Source organism: Pseudonocardia pini, assembly GCF_013870575.1.
In the GTDB taxonomy this organism is placed as follows: domain Bacteria; phylum Actinomycetota; class Actinomycetes; order Mycobacteriales; family Pseudonocardiaceae; genus Pseudonocardia; species Pseudonocardia pini.
Genome location: NZ_JACBXB010001010.1, coordinates 1 through 1618 on the forward strand (window position 1 = coordinate 1; position 1618 = coordinate 1618).

Annotated in this window: 3 protein-coding genes; 2 read left to right on the forward strand and 1 reads right to left on the reverse strand. The window is 74.8% G+C overall.

Annotated elements, in window-relative coordinates; all coding sequences use genetic code 11:
* Positions 1 to 154 precede the first annotated feature (154 nt).
* Positions 155 to 466 (reverse strand): hypothetical protein, encoded by a 312-nt coding sequence (locus H5J29_RS31935; protein ID WP_181784640.1) that lies wholly within the window; start codon positions 464 to 466, stop codon positions 155 to 157.
* Positions 467 to 636: 170 nt separating this feature from the next.
* Here H5J29_RS31935 and H5J29_RS31940 point away from each other — a divergent pair, with 170 nt between their 5' ends.
* Together H5J29_RS31940 and H5J29_RS31945 are read left to right on the forward strand one after the other, a co-directional pair.
* Positions 637 to 1035: a nuclear transport factor 2 family protein gene (locus H5J29_RS31940; protein ID WP_181784641.1), complete on the forward strand. Its 399-nt coding sequence runs from the start codon at positions 637 to 639 to the stop codon at positions 1033 to 1035.
* Between the two features lie 70 nt (positions 1036 to 1105).
* On the forward strand, positions 1106 to 1618 hold a 513-nt coding region (locus H5J29_RS31945), incomplete at its 3' end, for a hypothetical protein (protein ID WP_181784642.1).

A 1618-nucleotide genomic window follows, 5' to 3' on the forward strand; every position in this document is an offset into this window, starting at 1 on the left:
GCCGCCGCCAGGACGGCCAGCACGATCAGCACCACCACGGCCCACAGGGGCATCCCGCGTCCTCCGGTTCATCGCTCCGCCGTACGAAGTCGATGTTCACCCGTTCAGGTGTCGGGCGTGCCGGGATGGTGTAACGCTACGTAAACGGACCCCGTCAGCGGTCCTCGGGGTCCGGCTGCTCCGGTGCGGTGTCGTCGTCCGCGACCACGTCGCCCGCCTGCTGGGCCTCCGAGTCGACGTAGACCACGCCGTGGGAGTGCGCGACGGTCCCGGCGTCGCGGTGCGGGACGTCGCCGTCGATCGCGTCCTCGGACACGTAGGCCGCGTCCTTCTCCCGCGGCTTCCAGTGCGTGCCGTCGTCCGCGACGAGCGGGGCGGGCAGGTCGACGCGCTGGGCGTCCGTCGCGCCGGGGGTCGGGGACTGGGGGTCGCCCGCGTCCTTGGGGTCCAGCTCCTGATCGGTCACAGTGCCTCCCGAGTGCGTGATCACCGCGCGGCGCTTGATACCCGGCCCGGCCCGGCGCTAACCGGTGACGTCGGTGAGGAAGCCCGGACCGCGACGCCCGCGGAGCCGGGGACCAGCGGCGCGGCCGGCCGGGCCGGGTTCACGCGCCGCACCCCGGGTACGCCTCCCCCATGGAGGACAACGACATCAGCAACGACCTCACCCGCACCTTCGTCTCCGCCCTGCGTGGCGCCGAGCAGGACTCCGACGTCGAGGGCCTGGCCGCGCTGTTCACCGAGGACGCCGAGCTGTTCCGGCTCGACGGCGAGGGCACGCGGCGCGGCGACGCCCGGACCTTCTGGACCCAGTACCGCGACCAGTTCGGCGACGTCAGCACCACGTTCAGCAACGCGGTCGAGACCGAGGGCGAGGCCGCGCTGGAGTGGGAGAGCACCGGCACCCGCCCCGACGGCCGCCCGTTCCGGTACCAGGGCTCCACGTTCCTGTCCCTGGGCGAGGACCGGATCACCGGCCTGCGGACCTACTACGACACCGCCGCCTTCGTCGACATCCCCGCCGGGACCCGCTGAGCCGCCGCCGCGGAGAGCGCATCGCAGGCGTCGTCAGCGGCTCGTCGGCGGGGAGATCGACGCTGACCCCATGACGACCAGCACCCCCACCCCACCTCTCCGGCGACGCCTGGGCGTCTGGACCCTCGGCTTCCTCGCCTTCCCGCTCGCGGGCATCGTCGGCGGCGCGGTCGGACCGGTCGACGACGTGTTCTCGGCGGCCCTCGGCGGCGCGCTCTCCGGCCTCGTCCTGGGCGCCGGGCAGAGCCTCGCGAGCCTCGGCACGCTCCGACCCGCCCGCTGGGTCCCCGCCACGACCGTCGGCATGGGCGCGGGGCCGGCTCTCGGCGCCGCCGTCGTCGGCTACCGGACCTCCCTCCCCGACCTCGCGCTCATGGGCCTGCTCACCGGGGTGCCGCTCGGCCTCGCCCAGGCGCTCGCGTTCCCGGCGGGCCCGCGGTACCGGGCGGCGTGGGCCCTGCTCGTCCCTCCGCTCTGGGCCCTCGGCTGGACCGTGACCACGCTGGCCGGGGTCGACATGGCGAGCCGGTACACGATCTTCGGGTCGACCGGCGCGCTCACCGTCACCGCCCTCGCCGGCCTG

Excerpts from the sequence above, each read along its gene's own strand:
- H5J29_RS31940 (WP_181784641.1), top strand. The coding sequence starts at position 637 with ATGGAGGACAACGACATCAGCAACGACCTCACCCGCACCTTCGTCTCC.